At 52.1% G+C, this 23445-nt stretch carries 11 protein-coding genes; 6 read left to right on the forward strand and 5 right to left on the reverse strand.

Annotated features, from left to right (window positions below; translation table 11 throughout):
- Positions 1–202: 202 nt before the first annotated feature.
- Positions 203–1657 carry an MDR family MFS transporter gene (locus CBE73_RS01345; protein ID WP_229752765.1) on the reverse strand — a complete coding sequence of 485 codons (1455 nt, stop codon included), beginning with the start codon at positions 1655–1657 and terminating at the stop codon, positions 203–205.
- A 551-nt stretch (positions 1658–2208) separates the two neighbouring features.
- On the opposite strand from CBE73_RS01345, the gene pulA reads away from it, so the two are divergent.
- Both pulA and CBE73_RS01355 read left to right on the forward strand, forming a co-directional pair.
- Positions 2209–4164 carry a type I pullulanase gene (gene pulA / locus CBE73_RS01350; protein WP_174704638.1) on the forward strand — a complete coding sequence of 652 codons (1956 nt, stop codon included), beginning with the start codon at positions 2209–2211 and terminating at the stop codon, positions 4162–4164.
- 90 nt (positions 4165–4254) lie between these two features.
- Positions 4255–5235 (forward strand): MsnO8 family LLM class oxidoreductase, encoded by a 981-nt coding sequence (locus tag CBE73_RS01355; protein ID WP_373286391.1) that lies wholly within the window; start codon positions 4255–4257, stop codon positions 5233–5235.
- A 138-nt stretch (positions 5236–5373) separates the two neighbouring features.
- Here CBE73_RS01355 and CBE73_RS01360 read toward each other — a convergent pair whose 3' ends face one another.
- Positions 5374–6441, reverse strand: coding sequence for a chymotrypsin family serine protease (locus CBE73_RS01360; RefSeq protein ID WP_174704639.1), 1068 nt, complete (start codon positions 6439–6441; stop codon positions 5374–5376).
- Positions 6442–6673: 232 nt separating this feature from the next.
- Here CBE73_RS01360 and CBE73_RS01365 point away from each other — a divergent pair, with 232 nt between their 5' ends.
- The 3 genes from CBE73_RS01365 to rpoD all read left to right on the forward strand — a co-directional run bounded on the left by CBE73_RS01365 (position 6674) and on the right by rpoD (position 14646).
- Positions 6674–8014, forward strand: coding sequence for a hemolysin family protein (locus CBE73_RS01365; protein ID WP_094092661.1), 1341 nt, complete (start codon positions 6674–6676; stop codon positions 8012–8014).
- Between the two features lie 259 nt (positions 8015–8273).
- Complete coding sequence (locus CBE73_RS01370) at positions 8274–13223, forward strand: HAMP domain-containing protein (RefSeq protein WP_094092662.1); 4950 nt, start codon at positions 8274–8276, stop codon at positions 13221–13223.
- Positions 13224–13542: 319 nt separating this feature from the next.
- Positions 13543–14646, forward strand: coding sequence for an RNA polymerase sigma factor RpoD (gene rpoD, locus CBE73_RS01375; RefSeq protein ID WP_094092663.1), 1104 nt, complete (start codon positions 13543–13545; stop codon positions 14644–14646).
- Between the two features lie 397 nt (positions 14647–15043).
- Here the strand turns inward: rpoD and CBE73_RS01380 are convergent, their stop codons facing one another.
- Positions 15044–17692 (reverse strand): winged helix-turn-helix domain-containing protein, encoded by a 2649-nt coding sequence (locus tag CBE73_RS01380; protein ID WP_094092664.1) that lies wholly within the window; start codon positions 17690–17692, stop codon positions 15044–15046.
- 159 nt (positions 17693–17851) lie between these two features.
- Between CBE73_RS01380 and CBE73_RS01385 the strand changes: the two genes are divergently transcribed.
- Complete coding sequence (locus CBE73_RS01385; protein ID WP_094092665.1) at positions 17852–21763, forward strand: RCC1 domain-containing protein; 3912 nt, start codon at positions 17852–17854, stop codon at positions 21761–21763.
- Here the strand turns inward: CBE73_RS01385 and CBE73_RS22040 are convergent.
- Positions 21747–22007 carry a hypothetical protein gene (locus CBE73_RS22040; protein WP_174704641.1) on the reverse strand — a complete coding sequence of 87 codons (261 nt, stop codon included), beginning with the start codon at positions 22005–22007 and terminating at the stop codon, positions 21747–21749. The genes CBE73_RS01385 and CBE73_RS22040 overlap by 17 nt on opposite strands.
- Before the next feature lie 5 nt (positions 22008–22012).
- Entirely contained in the window at positions 22013–23284 is a 1272-nt protein-coding gene (locus CBE73_RS01390; RefSeq protein ID WP_094092666.1) for an AI-2E family transporter, read from the reverse strand.
- Positions 23285–23445: the final 161 nt, after the last annotated feature.

Below are 23445 nucleotides of genomic sequence, written 5' to 3' on the forward strand. Positions count from 1 at the left end.
GGGTGAATTACGGTCGTGTGAATAACAGCGAATGAATGCCTTGGTATGAATGCCAGTGGATGAATAACCGTTGGGCAAATACATCGTTTGAAGAACATCGAATGAATGCATCAGACGCATAACATCAGATTAATCACAAACGAAGAACCGCAGGGTCCTGGGCCCTGCGGTTTTTTGGCTTCTATATTTATTGCCAGACTCTCTATTGCCTGACCTGCCGCTGCTGCTCCAGAACTTTCTTATGCGAAGGCAGGAACAACGATGATACGACAACCGCAAGACCGATGAAGAAGATCAGGATAAAAACAAGATGCATCCCATGAGCAAGCGCCGTATGGCTGACAGTGTCATTCACGTTGGAAGCACTATCCGCTGAGGCTTGTCCATCCCGAAGGACGGCGCTGTTAAAAATCGTACCAAACACGGCGATGCCGACCGTTTGGCCAATCGAACGCATCAGCGTGTTGGAAGCGGTAGCCGCCCCGCGCATCTGCCAGCCGACCGCCGATTGGATCAGCACGGTTGTTGGCGTGGTGGCGTAGCCCATGCCAAAACCAATGACAATCATGATGCCGACAAAATACCAATACGGGGAGCCGAGTTCCAAGGCTAGCAGCCAGGTTCCTCCAAGGGCAATCAGTATGGAGCCGGCAACGGCGGTGAGCTTCGATCCGATCTTGTACATATAACGGCCGGCAAACGTAGCTGCAAGCGGCCAGGCGATCGACATCGGCATCAAGGTCAGGCCGGAGTTGGTCGCGCTGTGCCCTAGGATGGATTGGATCCACATGGGCAGGTATACGTTCACCCCGATAATAACTGCGCTTGAAAGGAAGCTTACAAGGTTAGAGATCGAAATCACCGGAATCCGGAACAGGGAAGGCGGGAGCATCGGTTCTTTCACCTTGGATTCGATATATCCGAACAGAACCATGAAGATGACCGCGACTGCAAACAGCCCATAAATCGGGGCCGAGTTCCAGGCGTATTTTTGCCCCTCTCCCGCATTCAGCAGCGCATACAATAGGGAAGAAATACCGATGGTAAACGTTAAAGCTCCCCAGTAGTCGATATTGTGGGCTTCTTTCTTCTCCAGCGATTCGTGGAAATAGACCACAATTAGGATAAGCGAAATTAAACCGATAGGCAGGTTGATATAGAAGATCCAGCGCCAGCTGACCTGATCGACGAAGAAACCGCCGACCAGCGGGCCGAGCAAACCGGCGATTCCCCAGACCGAGCTGAATACTCCCTGCATCTTGGCGCGCTGCTCGCCGGGGAAGAGGTCTCCAATGATCGTAAAAGTTAACGGCATGACCGCCCCGGCTCCAACGCCCTGCAGGGCACGGAACCAGATCAATTGACTCATCGTCTGCGCAGCGCCGGATAACATTGAACCGGCCACGAATAGTACAACGCCGATGATAAAGATGTTTTTTCGGCCAAATAAATCGGCCAGCTTGCCGTAAATCGGAGTGGTGACTGAAGTCGTTAACGTATAGATGGCAAATACCCAGCTGATCAAGGATAATCCGCTAAGCTCGCTTACGATTTCAGGTGTGGCCGTACTGACGACCGTGACGTCGATAGCAACCAGCAGGATGGCAACAAGCATAGCGAGGGTTACCATTTTTCGATTGGTCGTTTTCTTGGACATATTTCTGCTCTCCTTAAAGGCGTGTGTGAGAAGGGGGGGCGCCGTTCTCAAACCGCGGGTTTCTGCTTCTTGTTTACCCCTGATATGTACGAGAATACTGACCGGGGAATCGTCCCACTTATGATAGGCGTGGAATTCTCCGTTTGTCAATGTCATCCATTTATCTTAAATGCAGCAGCAAAAGAGAGCTCTGCCCCCGATTTCATTCAGGATCACTGGATGATTTGAGTAAAGCAGAACTTTGCTGTCATGAAGGTCAAGCGGGGTCCGTTAATCTTGCTTGGCCTTCTTGTTGTAATGGGGAGGGAGTTTCATTTCAAGAGATCCCTGTTTAAAAAGGCTTGACTTCTTAATTTCTCGATAGGTTCCTTTGTTTTTCGTTTTCACAGTGGATTATAATGAACATATTGTGAACAAGAAGGTTTGCTGAGCAGCTTGAGCATTTGTCACTCGGGCGGAAGCTATCAGCGGCCCATCAAATCAATCAGCGGGTTAAGCGATGGCTGCCTGGCGCGGCAAGCTGCATCCGATGAAGAGGAGGAAACTCAACATTGTCCGTACAGAAGGAAAGGCAAATGACCAGCAACTACGGTGATCCTGTCATTACCGGGGGCTTAAGTGTGTTTGACTCCGCATTTGATGAAGCTTACTTTTATGAAGGAAATGATCTGGGCGCTGTTTACTCGGCGGAACAAACCCGTTTCCTTTTATGGGCTCCGACGGCTGGCGAGGCCTGGGTATATTTATATGACAGCTGGGATTCGGAGACTCCGGATAAGAGGCGGATGCGCAGGGATGCCAAAGGAACCTGGGTGCTTGAAGCCGAAGGTGACCTGGCAGGCGTTTATTATACTTACACTGTAAAAATAGGCGATGAGCTGCATGAGGCCGTTGATCCATACGCCAAGGCGGTCGGTGTCAACGGAGACCGCGGCTGTATTCTTGCGCCGGAAAGCACAAATCCCGAGCGGTGGACGGAAGACAAACCGCCTCTTGATTCGCATCTGGATGCGGTTATTTACGAAATCCATGTCCGGGATGCCACCATTCATCCGGCAAGCGGCGTCCAGCATAAAGGGGAATACCTGGGCTTGTGCGAAAGAGGGACCAAAGGGCCGGGGGACATACCGACGGGACTTGATCACATCGTAAATTTGGGCGTGACCCATGTCCAACTGCTGCCGGTCTACGATTACGCAACGGAAAGCGTTGATGAGACCCGTCTGGACGATCCTCAGTACAACTGGGGGTACGATCCTAAAAATTATAACGTCCCTGAAGGTTCCTATTCGACAGATCCCTACGATCCGGCAGTCCGGATTCGTGAACTGAAACAGCTTGTTCAGACGTTCCATGACCGGGGCCTCCGGGTTGTGATGGATGTCGTCTATAATCATGTGTACGATGGCCATTTGATTCATTTCAACCGGCTGGTGCCCGGCTATTATCTGCGGTACACGGCTGATCGCCAGTTCTCCAACGGTTCGGGCTGCGGCAATGATATAGCTTCGGAACGGCCGATGGTATCCAAGTTTATTATCGATTCCGTACTCTTCTGGGCCAAAGAATATCACATAGACGGTTTCCGATTCGATTTGATGGGACTGCTCGACATCGATACGATGAATGAACTCCGCAGACGGCTTGATGAGCTCGACCCGTCGATCCTGCTTTACGGGGAAGGCTGGAATATCCCGACGGAGCTACAGCCCAAGCGGCAGGCTTCCATGGCCAATGCCGGCCGGTTACCGGGGATCGGTCATTTCAGTGACCTGATCCGTAACGCGGTGAAAGGAAACGTGTTTGATCCCCATGACGGAGGGTTCATTACAGGGGCCGGGGGACTTGAGAATCAAATCCGCAAAGCTGTGGTCGGAAGTATCCCTTACAATGAGGAGCTTCAAGGCTTTGCCCTCGAGCCCGTTCAATCCGTGAACTATGCGGAATGCCATGACAACTACACGATGTGGGATAAAATTGTGCTGGCGACGGGCAGCGATTCTGCCTTGCTTCGGGCCGCGATGCACCGTCTGGGCACCGCGATCGTGTTAACCAGCCAGGGGCTTCCGTTTGTTCATGCGGGCCAAGAGTTCCTTCGTACGAAAGACGGCGTGGAGAACAGCTATAACGCCGGTGACTTGGTCAACCGGCTGGACTGGGATCGCTGCAATGTGCACCAGGAGGATGTCGCTTATGTGCGGGAGCTGATTGCTTTGCGCCAACAACATCCGGCTTTCCGGCTTCACACCGCCGATTTGATCCGCCGGCATCTGCATTTTGAGCTGGCGCCTTACCATTCTGTCGCCTATACTTTGAGGGAATATGCGGGTGGCGATCCCGACCGGCATTTATTTGTCATATATAACGCAAACAAAGAGCGAATTACTGTAGAACTGCCTGCATTGGGCCATTGGGAAGCCCGTTTTGGCGAATCGCTGATCTCCTTCCTTTCGGGCGAGAGGCTGGAAATAGAGGGCATCGGCATGGTCGTCCTGGGGATTCGGTAAAGATACCCTGGAAGGGTAGAGCTGCCTGACGGGTTGCCATGCAGGATCAAGTAGGACCGTGCAGGAACAGGGGAAGGAATAGATAGAAGAATGCAAATGACAAGCAATCAAACCGGCAGCGGCCGGCTGCCGCTGCGTTTAGGTGTATTGGATCTGGTGCCGCAAGCTGAAGGAGCGACGGCAGAGCAAGCCGTTTCAGAAGCCGTATTATTAGCTCGATTGGCAGAGCGGTCCGGCTATGAGCGGTATTGGGCGGCGGAGCATCATGATCTTCCGGGTCTGGCCTGCGCCGCCCCGGAAGTGCTGCTGGCCCATATTGGGGCGGTTACCCGCCATATCAGGCTCGGGACCGGTGCGCTGCTGCTGCCGCATTACAGCCCTTTGAAGGTTGCGGAGACCTTTCGGCTGCTGGCGGCGCTTAATCCCGGACGTATGGATCTGGGGATCGGCCGCGCTCCGGGCGGACCGGCCCATGCCTCGATGGCGCTGAGCGGGAATTTCCTGCAGCGCGTTTATGGCATGGAGCAGTCGGTTCAGGCCTTGATCGAACTGCTTGATGGAACCTATGCTTACGAAGGTCAGCCCGTTCAGGCGAAGCCGGTTCCAGCCGTGGAACCGGAGCTGTGGATGCTTGGAACAGCCAGCAAAAGCGCAGTATATGCCGCACAGAACGGATGCGGATTTGTATTTGGCGCTTTTATGAGCGATGAAGATCCGGCTAAGGTCCTGGCTTCATACCGTGAGGCATTTGTTCCTTCCAAGAGGCTGGCTGAACCCAAAACGATGATGGCAGTCGGTATTTTTTGCGCGGACACTTCGGCAGAAGCGGCGAAGCTTGCCAGGGACAGCAGCAGAGACAACGCGCGCCCGGAGACGCCGGTTCAGGCGCCTCGGAAGCATCAGGTTCAGGGAACGGCCGAAGAAGCGGTCGCGATGCTAAAGCAATGGCAGCGCGCCTATAACAATGAAGAATTCCTGGTCATGACCCCTTCCTGGAATTATGAAGCCAGAAGGCGCTCTTTCGAGCTGCTGGGCAAATGCCTGCAGAATATGGAGCAGGGGCTCTTATAGAGAAGCGAAGAACATAAGACGGCACAATAAATAAGCATGGAGAACGGTCTCCATGCTTTCTTAGCATAAATCCATCATTAGCACATTCCATCTCAATGCTGTTGGCAGTGCTTCAAACTCTCTAATGCGGTTTCCAAGCTAAAGTTTGTGAGCTTTAAGCACCCGGATTCGGGTTTGCTGTTTGGCGGTCAACGGTTTGAGGTAGTGGGGTTTCAGGCTGCAGCGTTTGCGTCTGCCGGGACACTTACGGCCTGGGCGTGCCACCTGCACGCCGAATTTTCGCAGCGCCCGGTCTACGGGGAAGGAGATCGACAGCAGGCCGTCTTCGGCACCGGCGAAATTAACCGCAGCGGCATAGTTGTTTTTTCTAGTCAGCCAGACCGAACCGGAATCACCGGCCAGAGATACCGGTTTGGAACCGCGAATAATGCTTTGGTTCTTAAACGGAACCACATCGAGTCCTCCGAAGCCATCATAGGATACATTAACATCGGTGTTGATGGATTCAACGGTCCCGTAGACAAGGCCGGTTGTTCGGCCGATTTTCTTGAACCGGTCCCCTACTTTGTAGGACGTGACACTGCCCGGCAGCACGCCGAATTTGGCGTAGCGGGGAGACAGCAGGGAACGGCGAATCGGAACCGATAAGGCGGCATCCAGGTAATTGGGGCGTTTGCTGCTCAGCTTGACAAAGCGGTAGAGGCGGCCGATTTTGTCCCTCTTGATCGTCCCTCCATCGGCTCCCCCGGGTTGAAGCGTCTCGGAGAAACCGGCCGTATTGTCCCGGTTCAGCACATGATTATTGCTGAGAATATAGAGGCTGCCTTTCTTGTCGGTTACGATGAGTCCGGCAGTCCCGGAATCCAGTTCCGTGCCAACACTGAATCCGGCGATTACCGGCCGAATACGCCGCTGAAAAGGTGCCCCGGAGCTGTGCATCCGGAAGCGTTTGGCATGGACGTAACGAATAGGGACGGTTACTTTTTTACCGTTGTAGCGGATTGTGTGACTTGGCTTGCGGGACTTTCGGTTCTGTTTGTTCTTTGAAGTATTGGAGAAAGCTCCCGTATAAACAATAACAGCGGCGCCGCGGCCCGGTTTGCCCGGATGACGGTAACCTACCCCGACGCCATGGATGCCCGGCTGCTTCAAAAGCTGTTTGGATAAACGTTCCTTCAGGCGGTTTGCTGCCCTGAAATCTGCCAAATTCTATCACCTTCTTTATGAATGTAGTACAGTTTATGAAGGGGCGGTGGAATGGTGAGACGAATGTGGTAACATTCTGCATAGTCCGCAGGCTGAAGGAAGAGCCTGAAAGTAGGGTAAATAAAAATTAAAGATGCAAAATTTAAGATTAGAAATTGAGATTGTTGAAACCTTATACCGTGCTGATGCGTATTAACTTGTATTTTTAAATTTTAAGGAGATGTTGTTGTTCATGGATAGTGACAGGCTTGGGTTAAAATTGGTCATGGTTGTTCTGCTGATCGGGCTGTCGGCGTTTTTTGTGGCTGTGGAATTTGCTGCGGTTCGGATGCGTCAAAGCCGGGTGGACCAGTTAATAGCGGAAGGTAAAAGAAATGCTTTAGCGGTTAAGAAAGTATTAAATCATCTGGACGGCTATTTATCGGCCTGCCAGCTTGGCATCACCATTACCTCTCTCGGACTTGGTTTTCTTGGTGAGTCTACAGTAGAGAAGCTGCTGCATCCGGTGTTTCATGCGCTGCACCTGCCGGAATCGGTAAACGGAGTTATTTCGCTGATTTTGGCTTTTGCCATTATTACTTATTTCCATGTCGTTGTCGGCGAGCTTGCCCCAAAGACGGTGGCTATTCGAAAGACCGAAATGATTATGCTGCTTACGGCGGGGACGATTATCTGGTTTAACCGTATAATGTTCCCGTTTATCTGGCTGCTGAACGGATCAGCCAACCTGCTGGTCAAGCTGTTTGGCATCAAACCGGCTTCCGAGCATGAAGAAGCTCATTCGGAAGAAGAGCTGCAAATTATTTTGAGTGAAAGCTTTGAAAGCGGAAAAATCAATCAAGCCGAATACGGGTACGTGAGCCGGATCTTTGCTTTTGACAATATGCTGGCTAAAGAAATCATGGTGCCCCGTACCGATATGATTTGTTTATATACGAATTTAAGCCGTGAAGAGAATTTAACGATCATTAAGGAACAGCAGTATACCCGTTTCCCGGTCGTTAAGAATAATAAGGACCATGTGATCGGGATCATCAACACCAAGCAGTTTTTCCTCGAATATGACGATGAACCGGATTTGGATCTTTCGACCCTGCTCCAGCCTGTATTGTCTGTAGCTGAAACAATGCCGGTGAATGACCTGCTGAAGAAGATGCAGAAAGAGCGGACCCATATTGCGATTCTGATCGACGAATATGGCGGCACCTCGGGGATGGTCACGATCGAGGATATTCTGGAGGAAATTGTTGGTGAAATCCGCGACGAATTTGACGCTGAGGAAGAAGAGAGCGTCCGGATTCTGGACGAAGACCATATCATCGTGGACGGTAAGCTCTCCATCAACCAGCTTTCTCGTTATCTGCCGATTGAACTGGACGACGAGGAGTGGGATACGATCGGTGGCTGGCTTTATGCTCACCAGGATACCCTGGATGCAGGCGAGGGGTTCTGGTACGAAGGCTATTTGTTCACTGTGCTGGAGCGGGAGAAAACCCGCTACCTGCGGATTGAAATCCAGTCGGCCCCGGCGAATGATGAAGATGCTGGTCCAACCGTGGAATCCGAATTGTAGGTCTCCGAAACAGATTGATTTTTAAAAATAAAGAAGACAGCTCGCATAGGTCCACTAGGACTTTGCGGGCTGTTTTTGTTGTGACAGAAAAGGCCTGCTGCTCACGGCCGAGAGGTTAAAGCTCTTTTCGCCTATGAAAATAGTACTTTAGACAGGTATGGGGGCTTATGACAGGGGACCGTCCTGCATAGTAAAATAAATGTAATAATTCCAGCTGAAAAGCTAAAGAAAATAAGAATTGTCGGAAAGGGTTGTGAACATGACGGAGCGAGAACGTAATTCCGAAACGCGGCTTAACGACTTGGAGCAAGTGGATACAGCGGAGCTGATGAATGGCTTGATGGCTTTAAAGCGCGGGGATTTTTCTTTCCGGATGCCTTATAACCTGACTGGTATTTCGGGGAAAGTGGCCGATACATTTAATGAAATCATGGAAATGCAGGAAAGCTTTGTTCAGGAAATAGGCAGTGTCGCTCACATTGTCGGGAAAGAAGGCAAACATACGCGGCGTTTTATGCATAAAAATACCGGTGGTTCCTGGAAAACCACCATCGATACACTGAATGGGCTGATTGAGGATTTGATTCAGCCTACCAGCGAAATGGTCCGCGTCATCAACGCCGTCGCCCAAGGGGATCTGTCGCAAAAGGTAGAGCTGCAAATTGAGGGCCGGCCCTTGACGGGCGAATTCCAGCGCACAGCCGCCAACATCAATCGGATGGTGAATCAGCTTTCAAATTTCGCTTCCGAAGTGACCCGGGTTTCGCTGGAGGTGGGCACCGAAGGGATACTAGGCGGACAGGCGGATGTTAAGGGCGTTTCGGGGACTTGGAAGGATTTGACGGACAGCGTCAATAACATGGCGAACAATTTGACCAACCAGGTACGGAATATTGCAGCAGTCACGACGGCTGTTGCCAATGGCGATTTAACGAAGCAAATTACGGTGGATGCCAAAGGCGAAATTCTGGAGCTGAAGAATACGATCAACACGATGGTGGATCAGCTGTCGATGTTCGCGTCCGAGGTTACGCGCGTAGCCCGGGAAGTAGGGACGGAAGGCCGGCTTGGCGGACAGGCCGACGTTCAAGGCGTGTCCGGTACCTGGCGCGATTTGACAGAGAGTGTTAACGATATGGCGTCCAACTTGACCGATCAGGTCCGCAATATTGCGGTAGTAACTACGGCCGTTGCCAAAGGGAATTTGACGAAGAAGATTACGGTAGATGCCAAAGGTGAAATTTTGCTGCTGAAGGATACCATCAATACGATGGTGGATCAGCTTAGTAATTTTGCGGCGGAGGTTACACGGGTCGCGAAGGAAGTATCCAACGAAGGCAAGCTGGGAGGCCAGGCGGACGTTAAGGATGTATCCGGTACGTGGAAAGATTTAACGGACAGCGTAAACTTTATGGCGAGTACGCTGACCGACCAGGTCCGCAACATCGCAGAAGTGACCACGGCGGTCGCCAAGGGGGATTTGTCCAAACAAATCACGGTCAACGCTAAAGGTGAAATCCTCGAACTGAAGAATACGATCAACACGATGGTTGAACAGCTGTTAACGTTTGCTTCAGAAGTAACGCGCGTAGCCCGCGAGGTAGGTACATTGGGCATTCTAGGCGGACAAGCTCAGGTAAAGGGTGCGGCCGGCACGTGGCGTGACCTGACGGAAAGCGTTAATGATATGGCGTCCAATTTGACTAACCAAGTGCGGAACATTGCGGTCGTGACAACGGCCGTCGCCAACGGGGATCTCTCTAAGAAGATTACGGTAGATGTTAAGGGAGAACTGCTTGAGCTGAAGAACACCGTTAATACGATGGTGGATCAGCTCAGTTCGTTTGCCTCCGAGGTAACCCGGGTGGCAAGTGAAGTAGGAACGGACGGTAAGCTTGGCGGACAGGCCAAAGTGAGGGGAGTCGGCGGAATCTGGCAGGACCTGACCGACAACGTAAATATCATGGCTACGAATTTGACGGATCAGGTGCGCGGGATCGCTAAAGTCGTGACGGCGGTAGCCAACGGGAACCTGATGCAGAAGCTGAACGTTGACGCCCGCGGGGAAATTGCCGAGCTGCGGGATACGATCAACAACATGATCGATACGCTGGCTACGTTTGCGGCCCAGGTTACAACGGTTGCCCGCGAGGTAGGCGCGGAAGGCAAGCTTGGCGGACAAGCCGATGTGCCGGGAGCGGCGGGAACTTGGCGTAATCTGACTGATAACGTTAACTACATGGCGAGTACGCTGACTACACAGGTACGGGCGATCACGAATGTTGTAACCGCTGTAACGGCAGGCGACTTGTCCCGGACGATCGATGTAGCGGCTGCGGGCGAGGTTGCGACCTTGAAAGATAACGTCAATGAAATGATCCGTAATTTGAAGGAAACGACCCGGATTAACAAGGAGCAGGATTGGCTCAAGACCAATCTGGCCAAGTTCTCCCGGATGCTTCAGGGGCAGCGCGATCTGCTGGCGGTTGGCTGGATGATTTTGTCCGAGCTGGCTCCGCTTGTATCGATGCAGCACGGCGTTTTGTACATGAACCGCTTCCGCAGCGGGGAGCCGGTGTTAAAGCTGTTTGCCAGCTATGCTTATCAGGAGCGCAAGCATCTGTCGAATGAATTCCGGGCGGGGGAAGGATTGGTGGGCCAGTGTCTGATCGAGAAACAACGCATTCTGCTCACGAATGTCCCGTCTGATTATGTGGTCGTTTCCTCCGGGCTTGGCGAGGCGGCCCCATTAAATATTGTTCTGCTGCCGATTATATTTGAAGAACAGGTTCTGGGGGTTATGGAACTGGCCTCGTTCCAGGCCTTTAGCGATATTGACATTGCATTTCTGGATCAGCTGATGGATACGATTGGGAGCGTGATCAATTCGATGCTAGCGAACCAACGAACCGAAGAACTGCTCACCCAGTCTCAATCGTTGACAGAAGAACTGCAGAAGCAGCAGCAGGAGCTCCAGCAGAAGAATGAAGAGCTGGAAGACAAAGCGCAGCTGCTGGTCATTCAGAAAGCTGAAGTCGAAATGAAGAACAATGAAGTAGAAGTAGCCAAACAGATTCTCGAGGAGAAAGCGGAGCAGCTAGCCTTAACATCACGTTATAAATCCGAATTTCTGGCCAATATGTCTCATGAGCTGAGAACGCCGCTGAACTCTCTGCTGCTGCTCGCTGAGCAGCTCGCAGACAATCCGGATCTTAATTTGACCTCCAATCAGGTGAAATATGCCGAGACGATCAAGGATGCGGGGACTGAGCTGCTCAATTTGATTAATGATATTCTGGATCTGTCCAAAATCGAGTCGGGAACCATTTCCGCCGATTACAGCGATGTTTCCCTGCTTGAGCTGCTTGAAGGGCTTGACCGGACTTTCCGTCATATGGTGGACGGTGATAAATTGCAGTTCCGGTTAAGGATCGAACACGGCGTTCCCGATCAGATCCGGACAGATCTGAAACGGCTGCAGCAGATTCTAAAGAATCTGCTGTCGAACGCCTTTAAATTTACCGAACGGGGTGAGGTGAATTTGAAGGTCCGGTTAGCGGATGAGGGCTGGTCGGCTCACCATGAGCTGTTGAACCAGGCGCAGGCCGTGATCTGCTTCTCGGTAACGGATACCGGCATCGGCATTCCGGAGGAGAAGCAGCAGATCATCTTCGAGGCGTTCCAGCAGGCGGACGGAAGCACCAACCGCGAATACGGCGGCACCGGGCTTGGACTGGCCATTTCCAAAGAAATTGCGACCCTGCTTGGCGGGGAAATAACGTTGTACAGTGTGGCTGGTAAAGGCAGCAGCTTCAACTTATATTTGCCGCTCGACAAGGCGCTTCCGGAGACGGAGCCTGGCAAAAAGTATGTTCCGGAAGTTATTGATATTACCCCAAGAGAGCAAAACCGGTCGATGATGCCGAAATCTCCTTTCTCCGAGCTGATTGATGACCGGGATAACATTCAACCTGGCGATACTGTGGTGCTCATCATTGAAGACGACTGGAAATTCAGCCAGATCCTTATGGGTATTCTTCGTAAGAAGAACCTGAAAGTGATCGTGACCTCGCGGGGGAATGAAGCGCTGTCGGTGGCTGTACAATATAAACCAGCTGCTATTACCCTGGATTTAAGGCTGGAGGATATCGATGGTTTGCTGGTGGTCGACCAGTTGAAGAACGATTTAAAAACACGGCATATTCCCATTTGCGTGATTACGGTAGAGGAAGATGAAGCGCTGGCCAAGCAAAAGGGAATTTATGAGTTTATCTGCAAGCCGGTTGGGAATGAAGAGCTCGAAATCAAGCTGGATCATCTTATCGCTTATGCGAATGAGCCGAGTAGAAGAGTTCTTATCGTATCTTCATCCGAGGAGCAGAGACAAGAAGTGATCGCCTTTACCCAAGGCGAATCTATAGAAATCGTCGAATGCGAAACCGCGGGAGAAGCGCTGGACCAGTTAGAGCGTCAGGCCTTTGACTGCATGGTGATCGATAACGATTTATCCACTCCTTCCCGGGATGCTGTTGCCTTGATCCAGGATGTGGTCAAACAGCCCAGATATAAATATCTGCCTATCATCATTAAACGCAATGTGAAATGGACACTGGATCAGGAAGAGAATCTAGAGGAACTGATGAAATTTTCGGTGATTAAGGAAACCAAGACCTTAAATCAAATTGTCGATGAAATTGGCTTGTTCCTGCACCGGAAATGGGATGATCTCTGCAGCACCACTCAGGAGCTTCTAATCAAGCTCCACCAGTCTGACGACATGATCAAGTTCAAGAAGGTGCTCGTCGTTGATGATGATATCCGGAATATTTTCGCATTAATGACGATCCTGGAAAGACATAATATGAAGGTAATCGCCGCCGAAAACGGCGAGGAAGCTATCCGGATCCTCGAGGAGACGCCGGATATTGAAATTGTGCTTATGGATATTATGATGCCGGTCATGGATGGTTATGAAACAACACGGCGTATTCGGCAGGATGAACGGTTTCGGGACTTGCCGATTATTGCGCTGACGGCCAAAGCGATGAAAGGGGATCGAGAGGCCTGCCTGGAAGCTGGAGCTTCGGACTATATCACAAAACCGGTCAACAGCACGGGGCTGTTAACGATGATCCGCAGCTGGCTGGGAATTTCTGTCGCTGAAGCGGCGGCAGCGGCTGAGGAAACGCTGGACCTTTCTGAGGAATAAAAGAATACGGCGTAGAATTTAGCCAAGAATAGGGTAATGAATGAATAGCATATACTAATGAAACCGGCGGTACCGTCCTTGATTGGAGCCGCCGGTTTCATTGCAAATTAAAAAGGCGATTCCTTGTAGGAATCACCCAGAATATACACATATTGTACTGATATAAAAAATATGATATAATGATGGATAGCGATAAAAATACCGTCTGAAACACTGCTTTATTTTCCATCATCATACCATATTTTATGCGGTTTTGTCAAACGGTGACTTTAGAAACCCGCTTTTTATTGTTCTCATTCAGGAGGAGGGGAGCCTGCCAATGGCTAACGATCAACATATAGAATCCGAATTGACCCTTGAACAGGTGAAAGAACAACTGATTGAACAAGGCAAATCGTCCTCTTCGTTAACATCCAAAGAGATTGTAGACAAATTGGCTCCGTTTGATCAGGAACAAGAACAAATTGATGACTTTATGGATCAGCTGTCCGAGATGGGGATCGATGTCGGCGGCGAACTGGAAGAAGAAACCCGATCGGAGGATACCGAGAACGAGGACTTCCAAATTGACGACTTAACCCTGCCGCCAGGCATGAAGATTAATGATCCGGTACGGATGTATTTGAAAGAAATCGGACGTGTGCCCCTCTTGTCGGCTCAGGAAGAAATCGAGCTGGCCAAACGGATCGATCAAGGCGATGAGGAAGCTAAACGCCGGCTGGCTGAAGCCAACCTGCGTCTTGTAGTCAGCATTGCCAGACGGTATGTCGGGCGCAGCATGCAGTTCCTGGATCTGATTCAGGAGGGCAATATGGGCCTCATTAAAGCCGTTGAGAAATTCGATTATTCCAAAGGCTTTAAGTTCAGTACGTATGCAACCTGGTGGATTCGTCAGGCTATTACGCGCGCCATTGCTGACCAAGCCCGGACGATCCGGATCCCGGTCCACATGGTGGAGACGATCAACAAGCTGATTCGGGTATCCCGCCAGCTGCTCCAGGATTTAGGCCGTGAACCGACACCGGAGGAAATTGCCAAAGAGATGGACTTAACCCCGGATAAAGTCCGGGAAATTATGAAGGTAGCTCAGGAGCCGGTATCGCTCGAAACGCCGATCGGCGAAGAGAACGACTCCAACCTGGGCGATTTCATCGAGGACTCCGACGCACCAGCACCAGCTGATGCTGCAGCTTACGAGCTGCTCAAAGAACAGCTGGAAGATGTGCTGGACACGCTTACCGAACGGGAGGAGAACGTGCTCCGTTTACGGTTTGGGCTTGATGACGGTCGTACACGGACGCTGGAAGAAGTCGGTAAGGAGTTCGGCGTTACCCGCGAACGTATTCGCCAGATTGAAGCGAAGGCGCTGCGGAAGCTGAGACATCCGAGCCGCAGTAAACGGCTTAAAGATTTTCTGGAGTAACAGCCTGATTAGCGGCTGCTGCCGCCGAGTTTAAAGCTCACCCTTAAGAAGAATGGCATTAAGTTTAGCTCTAAGATAAAACCTGGAATAAAAACGGAAAACGGCATGGGAAAACAATCCTGTGCCGTTTGTTTTTTTGTTTGGGGGCTTTCGCCGTTAAGTTCAACCGTTACAGATAGGTGAAAATTTTCGGCACTTATTTAAGGCTGTCTTGGTTTAGGGCTTAACGAGGTTAAACCCAAACCCAAACACCAAACGTCCGCCCCTTCCGGCATCGGAAAAGGGCGGACGTTTGGTTTGGCCAGGCATCGTTGAGGGCCAGGAGGTTGAAAAGCCAGGAATTATTCCTTTAAAGGGACATTATGACGTTATGAGACGAGACGGCTTCGGTAAAAAACTAAGGAGCGTACCCATCCAGCAACCGCAGTTCCTGCGCGGCAATAAGGGCCTGCGTGCGCGAGGAAACGTTCAGCTTGCCGTAAACCCGCGAGAGGTAGACGCGGACCGTCCCTTCCGAAAGGGCCAGCGCTTTGGCGATTTGCTTATTGCTGGCTCCTTGGCAAAGCATAATCAGCAGGTCCATTTCGCTGCGGTTCAGCGGTTCGAGCAAGGCAGGTTTCTTTGCCTCGTTCTCCGCCTCTGAGACCAGGAACAGGCCGATCAGAAGCTCCGCGTGCTGTATCGCTGCCGATTGTCCGGAACCGGCCTGCGGCTTTGGTTCTTCTCCCGCCGATCTCTGAAGGTAAAATTGCAGCAGACGCAGCATATCTTCGCCTTCATCCAAAAAGGTGCGCATGTAGCCGTAAGGTCCTCCTAAAAGCAGGCTCTGCTGCAAATGGTCTACCGCTTTATTTGCATATCCGCTTTTAAATTCAAGCAAAGCCTGCAGCGCGGATATTTCCACCAGGCTTGCGAGCTGCTGCTCTCTCTCGGCCTGCGGCTTCAGCAGTTCAAGCAGCCGAAGCGCTTCCCGCTCCTTGCGCTGTTTGCCAAGCAGACGAACCAGCGTCAAATATTGAAATTCCAGGCTGTAGACAGGCTTGTCTTTGGCGGAAATCCCCAATAGGCTGACTGCTTGCTTGGCTTCCGCCAGCTTGTTCTGCTGCAGATACAGCCTTGCGCGCTGTGCCTGCAGAAAGGGAAGCCAGGCCGTTCCAGACAAGGAAACGGCTTCGGCTACCGCTTCTTCCAGCATATGCTGAGCCGGTTCTGGCATACCTTCGGCGGCATACAGCCGGGCCTCGATCATCCGCAGAGGCACAAGCAGGCCAAGCGTTCGCGAGCCGGGGCGAGTGCTCCCGATGGCGCGCAGGAGACTGCGGCATTCCGCCAGCCGATTCCATTCGTAATACCCTTCGCATAACGCTTGCTTGACATATAGATTGATCAATGAATCGTGCCAGCCACGGGCTTCAAGTACTCCCGTAAAACGGATACCGACCGTTTCCGTCGTTTTGGAGAGCATGCCTTTCATGCCCATGGAGGTTTTTCTTACCAAGGGTTCCCGGCGGTTGTAATCAAACCCGAAATACAGCGGATTTTGGGGCACAAGAAGCTCCATAATGCTTTCGCTGAAGGAAAGCCACTTCTGAAGGTCTCCGTCCATAAACATAAGATTGGAGCGCACGAATAACACCCCGCTCAGCAGTTCTTCCCGCCGTGATGGATCCTCCAGTTTCCTGCATGTCCTTTCAAGCTGCTCCAACAGGTCTCCGGCCTGCCTGAGCTCCCCTGTCAGCACAAGCACAAAAGCGTGATACAAAGCTAGCTCCAAAGAAGTTTTTCGCTCTTCGGGAATTCTTTCCATCCAGCCTAGCAAGGTGACAAGCTCACCCAGTTCTAGTGCGGCCGGAAAATGCTGCTCCAGATACGTCTCGGCCAGCACGTATGCTCCCCCGGCGAGGGCTTGGTCGATCGCTTCGTCCATCAATCCAAGGTCTGCAAAAGCCTGGGCGGCTTTTAACCGCAGCTGGACAGCACCTTCCGGGTTCTCATGGACAAGCCGGTCCTGCAGAAACCGGGCGAACAGGTGGTGGTAACGAAACCAGCGGCCTTGTTCGTCAAGAGGAACGAGGAACAGATTCATCTGCTGTACGGTTTGGAGCAACTGCCGGCTTCCTGGCTGCCCGGTGATTCGCATGCAAATGGCCGCGTCCATACGAGGCAGGATTGACGTGCTCAGCAGAAATGAACAAATCGAGTCCGGCAGCTTGGAAAAGACTTCATGAAATAAATAATCGGATACCTGCCGAAGGTTCTCCGGGAAATCATAATCGGGCTGCTGCAGTCTTGTTTCGTAGCGCAGCGCAAGCGAAGCCAGCTGCATGCCCGTAATCCATCCCTCTGTCTGTCTGCCCAGCCGCTCCAGTTGCTGCTTGGCCTGAAAGGTAAGCTCGCTGGGAAGCTTCATAACCTCCTGGTAATAAAGCGCCGCTTCCACTTCGTTAAACTGCAGTTCAGTCATCGAAATTTCGGTCAGCTGTGCTTTGGCCGTCCATTTAATGGTCGGAAACGGCAGCTTGGTACGTGTCGAAATGAGCAAATGAATCTGTTCGGGCAAATATTGCAGAAAATAAGCTAAACCTTCATGAACCGTCTTGTCCGTAATCAAATGAAAGTCATCCATAACCAGCACAACGGGTTTATTTTGTTCCGTCAGCGCATTGATCAGCGAATCAAGGAATACTTCCGGCGACAGATCTGGCACACTCCCTGCCAATTGCATCAGCTTCCGGTCAGGCGGATCGGAGTAGGCCATAGCCAGAGCATAAACGACATAACGCCAAAAGCGGGCGGGATCGTTGTCTCTTTCATCCAGCGAGATCCAGGCGCTGGCTTGTCCACTAGAGCGAACCCACTCAGCCATCAGCGTCGTTTTTCCGTAACCTGCAGGGGCATGAATGAGTGTAAGCCGACCGTTTGTGTTTTCCTGGAGGACTTGCAACAGCCGCTTGCGTTTAACCAGATTATTTTTTAGAACCGGTAAAGCGATTTTTGTTTTAAGAAAAAGAGAATCGGCAGAAAGCGACATAATTTCTCCCCTCATTGTCCGTTTGCTTATTCATTTCTATAATTATATGAAAAAATTGACGAAAAGTTAACGTTTGTCAATCGTTTGCTGCCTTTTCTTCTGTTAGCATGTGCGTTGTGCGCTTCATCGTAGGGGCAATTGCTAGAACAGGCATTGAAAGGAGAAAACGGACAAATGAGACGATGGATGCAAACGGCTGTACGCGCGGCATTGGCTATTATGCTGACTATTCAAGATGGGGGTTTGTTGACGCCAGGTCCTGTTTCTGCGGCTGCTGCTGCGGAAGCTCCAACGGCTCCCCAGCTCAAAGCAGGCTACTATCACAGCGTATCGCTGATCAGCAGCGGAACGGTTTATACCTGGGGACAAGACAGTTACGGCCAACTGGGCAACAATTCTACGGTCTCGGGAATAGCTTCGCCGGTGATGGTTAAGAAGTTGACAGGAATCGTCGATGTGGACTCCGGTGTGCGTAGCTCCATGGCATTAAAGCAGGACGGGACCGTTTGGATGTGGGGAGGCAACATGAACGGCCAACTTGGAATCGGTTCGACGGCAAATTCATCTGTGCCTGTTCAGGTACCTGGCTTACGTTCTATTTCCGCCATTTCCGGAGGCGTCGGGTACCACAGTATGGCGCTGACCAGCGACGGTACTGTGTGGACCTGGGGGAAAAACGACAGCGGCGAGCTGGGCGACGGGACACAGATTCAGCGGGATACTCCGGTGCAGGTTGCCGGCTTGACGGATGTCAAGGCCATTGCCGCAGGAGGGTATTTCAGCCTGGCCTTAAAGAACGACGGCACTGTATGGGCTTGGGGGGTTAATGAAAACGGCGAGCTGGGCGACGGATCGGGTCAGGATCAATATACGCCAGTCCAGGTAAGCGGGTTAAGCGGAGTCCAATCCATAGCGGCTGGCGGTTCCTTTGCGCTTGCTTTAAAGGAAGACGGCACTGTGTGGACCTGGGGCGAAAATAAATATGCCCAGCTTGGCGATGGCACAAGGACGAACCGGACAACTCCCGTGCAGGCATCCAATCTTGAGCATATAACGGCTATAGCCGGTGGGGGTTACCACAGCTTGGCTTTGGACGACAACGGAAATGTCTGGGGCTGGGGAGACAACAGTCAGGGACAGCTTGGCCAAGGCAACAAAACGTTGACTACCCGCCCTTTGCAGGTGGCCGGCATTACCGGTGTTAAGCTGATAGCCGCCGGCGGCTTTCATAGTTTGGCGATGCGCAAGGATGGTGTGGTCTGGGGCTGGGGCCTTAATACTTCTGGCCAGCTCGGAACAGGCAACGCTGAAAGTCAGTTGGCGCCCGTACAGACCAGGGCTGTGCTGGATACAACGCCGCCGGATACGGGCGGCGGATTGCCGGCAGCTAGTGATTTAAGCGAAGATGCTATGACCATCAGCTGGCCGGCGGCTACCGATAATCTCCTGAATCAGGAGGAACTGCAGTATCAGCTGTACTGGTCCGAGTGGTCCGACCTGGATACGGTTAGCCTGGTTGAAAATAACGGGACGCCGGTCGGCGATTATGCGGAAAATCAGCTATTCCGGCGGGTTTCAGGGCTAACGCCGGGAATGCCCTACTATTTTTATGTCATCGTCAGGGATGGGGCCGGACTTAAAAGCGTCTACAACGTGCTAGAGGCATCGATCTCTATGCCGGCCATTTACACCGTAACCTATGCCGGAAACGGGAATACGGAAGGGGAGGCTCCGGTGGACGGCGCGCTTTACGCCCAAGGGGCACAGCTTATCGTGCCCGGCAACAGTGGCGGTTTAGCCAAAACAGGCAGTGTGTTTGGGGGCTGGAACACGGAGCCGGACGGCAGCGGCATTCATTACGCGCCCGGTGATCAGCTAACCATCGGGACGGACAACATGATTTTGTATGCGCAGTGGGTCCCTGTTTCCGGTGCGGAAACGCTCACTGCAGAATCTTTTTCTCCGCTTAACAAAGCTGACGGCGTGCCGGTGGACACTGATATTACGTTGACTTTTAACCAGCCGGTTAGCGGGGTATCCGGCAAAAAGGTAGTGGTCAAGCAGGTCGCTGACGGACAAACGGCTGCCGAGCTGGATGCCGGAGATTCGGCCCAGGTTCAAATCTCCGATGCTATAGTTACCTTCCATATACCACACAGCCTGGCTTTTGAGACCGCTTATTACATTGAAATTGAACCCGGCGCATTTACGAATGCTGAAGGCAAGGATTATGACGGCATGCAAGGCGTGGACGGCTGGTCCTTTACGACAGCCACCGGTGATATGGATCCCGGCGGTCCGGGGACAGGGCCGTTTGACACGGCGTTAAGCTCGCTTAGCTTGCGAACGGTTTCGGGACCTGTAAGGCTTGCCCCGGCCTTTGACCGAAATCGTTATGATTATTCGGCCGAAGCGGCGTTTGCAGCCGCGGCCGTAACGATAGCCGGAGAGGTTTACGATAACCGGGTTTCCGTGACGGCCAGCGTGTACAACGGCAGCGGGAGTGAGGAGCCGGCAGCCGGACCGGTCGGAATGGTTCCTGGTGTGCCAAGCCCGGCTTTCCCACTTGCGGTGGGCGCCAATCGGATCGAGCTGACCGTTGCCGCGCCTGACACATCGGTATCGAAATATACCATTTTCCTTACCCGGGCCGCGGAGTCATCACCGGATCAGCCGCCGGTTGTCCTTCCTCCGTCCGGAGGCGACCCGGTTCCTGAAAGAAGTGCTCCGCAGCCGCCGCCGATCGCAGAACCACAAGACGTTCAGGTTTTACTGAACGGAAGTCAAACACCTGAGCTTGGCGGGGTAGCCTCAAGCAGCACTGCGGAAGTGGACGGGCGAACGGTTGCAAACGTCAAGCTGGATGCCATCAAGCTGCAAGGGGTATTGAGTACGCTGGGGACGGCGGAGAACCCGGACGTGGCCATTGCCTCCCTGCAAGCCGCAGACCAATTCCGCTTCGAGCTTCCTGAAGCCTTGCTGGCGACATTAAGAAGCAGCCCCGGAGGAACTATGGAGCTGAAGACGCCGTTTGGCGGCTTGCAAATTCCGTTTTCGGAGCTGGGCGCGCTTGGCCCGGACAACCTGCAAGAAGAGGCGGAGGGTTCAGCGGAAGGCGGAGTTACGGTGCTTCTTTCACGGAGCGGTCAGGATACGCTGGAACGTATGCGGGGGGCGGCCGGGCAAGCAGGCCTTGCGCTTATGGGTGAGCCGCTGGATATTGCCGTCCAGATCTCGGACAGGAGCGGGGCTGCGGAGCTTTCCGGCTTTGGCACTTATGTCGCGCTGGAAATTCCGCTTTTGGCCGGAGATGCTGCAGATGGAGCAACCGGCTGGAACAAAACGAACAGCCCCGCCGATCCTACCGCTGCCGTAATTTTGCAGCCGGATGGTTCTCTTTTTCCGGTGCCTGTGTTCATCAGCGGGGATACGGCCCAAATCAGCAGCTTGAGTACGGGAAGCTTCATGCTGGTGCAAAAACGAGTGGAGTTCTCCGATGTTCCGGCCGGCCATTTTGCGGAAAAAGCGGTTTATGACTTGGCGTCGCGCCTAATCATGCAAGGCTATCAAGTGAATGAACCGATTGCCGGATTGTCGGAGGGGGCTGATCAGTTTGAGCCTGGCCAACCCGTTACAAGAGCCGAATTTGCGCAAGTTATCGTTCGTGCGCTCGGTCTTGCAGGGGAAGCCCCGCAGAGTCCGTCCTTTGCGGATGTGGAACCCGGAGCCTGGTATGCTGCAGCGACCGACCTGGCTCAACAATACGGGATTTTGCAGGGGTATGCGGATGGAACTTATCGTCCCGAAAATGTTCTTACACGCCAGGAGGCGATGGCGATCATCGCGCGCTCCATGAAATTGGCTGGGGTGGAGATTAAGGCTGAGGCGCAGGAGCTGAACGGTTTTGCGGATGGCAAGCTGGTTTCGGCGTGGGCGCAGCCTGCAGCAGCAGCATTGGTGAAGGCAGGAATTATAGCGGGGAACGGCTCCGAGCTCCAGCCCTTTGATCCGATAACAAGGGGAGAACTGGCGGTTATGATCCGGCGGCTGCTGATCCAAACCTCGCTTATCAATGGGGATGACTGAATTTTTGTTGTCCCCTAGCGTCTCCCATTCCTGTTTTGCGATAGCAGCAGTGGGAGCGCAAGTCCGGATTTAAAGCGGAAAAGCCTTCAAAGCCACGTTCTAGTGGGTTTGAAGGCTTTTTGTTGCAGTTCAGATGGGAGAGAAAACATTTTCCCGCTGCGCAGGCTGCTGCCTTTATCGTCCGGCTTCTCGTAATGCCGCTGGCAGCATAGTTTAATTTATTCAATGCCAGCGGCATAACCATGTTTTTTAAGATTCATCGTTTGAACGATCTGGGTCTGCAGGGATCTGACTGGACTGCTTTGAATTGGAACGCTTCGATTCTGAGCGTCTGAGACGAATCCGCTCGGAGTAGGTGCCTTGAACCTGCGGTTTGTTCTCTCCGGCGGCCCGCTGTTCCCCTTGTTCGGAACTTCCCGGACTAAACGGGGACACCACAAATTCTTCTTGAGGCAGCCTGATCCACTTCTGCAGATAACCTTGCTGCATCAGTTCTTTGATCAGGATCAGCAAGATCGGCGAAAGAATAAGGCCGGCTACTCCAAATAAGGACATGGAGACAATGGCAAAGGACAACATCAGATAAGCGGATGAAACCCCGATGGAATTGCCGGTTACTTTAGGTTCAAGAAGCTGGCGCACCAGCAGAACAACGGCAAGCACGACGATCAATCCAATAGCAAGCGGTGTATTACCGATAATAAACAAGTAAATGATCCAAGGCACCAGTATTGTGGATACCCCCAGCAGTGGGAGAATGTCAAAAACTGCACAGATCAAAGCCATAGTAACAGCGTTGCCGGCTCCGAGTATGAACAACCCGATCAGGACGAGGACAAAGGTGATGGTCATAAGGATAAATTGGGCCTTTAAATAAGAGCCAATCGCCCGGAAGACATGAGTGCGCAAGAAGTCAAAAGCAATCTTGACGGTCTTCGGTGTCTTCTCATAAGCGATACGGCGCCAGTCTTTAATTTCCATGCTCAGAAAGAAAGCCAGAATGATGGCGATGCCAAAGTTGGCCATAAACGAGGAGAAAGATCCCAGCGTGTTGACCAAATAAGACAGCATCACTTTCAGCCATTTGGTCAAAAGGTTGGTCGCATCGGCAAAATACCCGTTGAGCTTATCGGTTACAGATGGAGGAAGCGCGTCCAGCCTGTCCTGCAAGTAGATGGTGGCGTCCCTGAAATGATTCTGGAGCAGCGCCGCGTAGCTTGGCAGATTGTCGTAAATGTGGTTGATCCGGATCGCAATGAGAAAGCCGGCGCCAAACAGCAGCCCAAGCAAAACGACAAGAAACAGAATGACGGAAATAGCGGAAGCAAAAGGTTTCTTCATCCCTCTCCGGTTCAGGAACCGGGCAAAAGGTTCAATCAGCATGAAGACAAAAAAAGACAGAAATACCGGTGCTGCCAACTGGTACAGTTTGCTGAACAGAAACATGACCAGGTATACGGTAAGTACAATTAAAGCAATATCAAAGATGGTACGCCAATATTTTTTATATAGAGGCAGCATATTCTAAAAATCCAACTCCTTAGGCGGTATTGATCTCTATTGTACACGATATAAATTGGAAAAGCATTCCCAAAGAGAAAAACCGTTCAGTAGTGTGACGTAACGCACGGATAGACGCAATTTTAAACATTTATATTTAAAAGGAAGAACTTCTGAATCCA

This window comes from Paenibacillus physcomitrellae (assembly GCF_002240225.1).
GTDB lineage: Bacteria > Bacillota > Bacilli > Paenibacillales > Paenibacillaceae > Fontibacillus > Fontibacillus physcomitrellae.